Origin of the sequence: Pseudaminobacter soli (ex Li et al. 2025), from assembly GCF_003012705.1 — a bacterium.
GTDB lineage: Bacteria > Pseudomonadota > Alphaproteobacteria > Rhizobiales > Rhizobiaceae > Pseudaminobacter > Pseudaminobacter soli.
This window is the reverse complement of the sequence record NZ_PXYL01000062.1, coordinates 1-1,041: the sequence shown is the minus strand read 5'-3', so window position 1 is coordinate 1,041 and position 1,041 is coordinate 1. Positions and strand designations below refer to the sequence as shown.

The 1,041-nt window shown below is 50.7% G+C and carries 1 rRNA gene; it reads right to left on the bottom strand.

Features of this window, described 5'->3' with window-relative positions:
* A 23S ribosomal RNA gene (locus tag C7I85_RS30205) occupies window positions 1-1,041 on the bottom strand; the annotation flags it as partial.

The window sequence follows — 1,041 nt, the reverse complement described above, 5'->3', positions numbered from 1 at the left end:
TGCAAACCCAAAGCTTCGGTGCATGGCTTTAGCCCCGTTACATTTTCGGCGCAAAGACCCTTATTTAGACCAGTGAGCTGTTACGCTTTCTTTAAATGATGGCTGCTTCTAAGCCAACATCCTGGTTGTTTTGGGATCCTCACATCCTTTCCCACTTAGCCATGACTTGGGGACCTTAGCTGTTGGTCAGGGTTGTTTCCCTTTCCACGACGGACGTTAGCACCCGCCGTGTGTCTGCCGACTAGTACTCCCAGGTATTCGGAGTTTGGTTAGGTTTGGTAATCCGGTGAGGACCCCTAGCCCATCCAGTGCTCTACCCCCTGGGGTATTCGGTCGACGCTCTACCTAAATAGATTTCGCGGAGAACCAGCTATTTCCGAGTTTGATTGGCCTTTCACCCCTAGCCACAAGTCATCCCGAACTATTGCAACAGTTATGGGTTCGGTCCTCCAGTAAGTGTTACCTTACCTTCAACCTGCTCATGGCTAGATCACTCGGTTTCGGGTCTAATGCGTCGAACTGAACGCCCTGTTCAGACTCGCTTTCGCTGCGCCTACACCTACCGGCTTAAGCTTGCTCGACACACTAAGTCGCTGACCCATTATACAAAAGGTACGATGTCACCATTTCAGGCTCCATCTGTTTGTAGGCAACCGGTTTCAGGTACTCTTTCACTCCCCTCGTCGGGGTGCTTTTCACCTTTCCCTCACGGTACTAGTTCGCTATCGGTCATGCACGAGTACTTAGGCTTGGAGAGTGGTCTCCCCATGTTCAGACAGGATTTCACGTGTCCCGCCTTACTCAAGGACTTTTGTTTGCATTACGCGTACGGGGCTGTCACCCATTCTTGCCCAACTTTCCAGAAGGTTCCGCTTGTCTCACAAAAGCCGCTGGCCTGGTCCGCGTTCGCTCGCCACTACTTGCGGAGTCTCGGTTGATGTCCTTTCCTACAGGTACTTAGATGTTTCAGTTCCCTGCGTTCGCCACTTTATCCCTATGTATTCAGGATAAGTTACCTAATATCGATACTTGTAAACCACA